Source organism: Burkholderia sp. SIMBA_051 (genome assembly GCF_046534915.1).
GTDB lineage: Bacteria > Pseudomonadota > Gammaproteobacteria > Burkholderiales > Burkholderiaceae > Burkholderia > Burkholderia ambifaria.
Map to the genome: position 1 here is coordinate 1 of NZ_JAWRXS010000377.1, position 265 is coordinate 265.

Here is a 265-nt window from a genome sequence, read left to right on the forward strand (position 1 = left end):
CTCTTAAGCTGTTCAGGACTTAACTTGCTGAAGTCCATTGTATTCAGGATGTCAGTTATGGACTTTTTAATATTAGGGTTAATATCAATGGAATTAAATGCACTTATTACGTCTAATACTGAAGCCTGAATTTCAGCATTTGCGCTTACTATTGACTGTTTCGCACGCAAGGCTTCACGCTCGTATTTGTATCCTTCTTTTACGTAATCATCATCATTAGCAAAAGGATTCTCGAAGATTCTTGTAATCCAACTTGAACCTTCTT

The 265-nt window shown here is 36.2% G+C and carries 1 protein-coding gene; it reads right to left on the reverse strand.

Features of this window, described 5'->3' with window-relative positions; genetic code table 11:
- The coding region (locus SB771_RS34935; protein WP_410722033.1) for a hypothetical protein at positions 1–265 on the reverse strand (265 nt) is incomplete at both ends.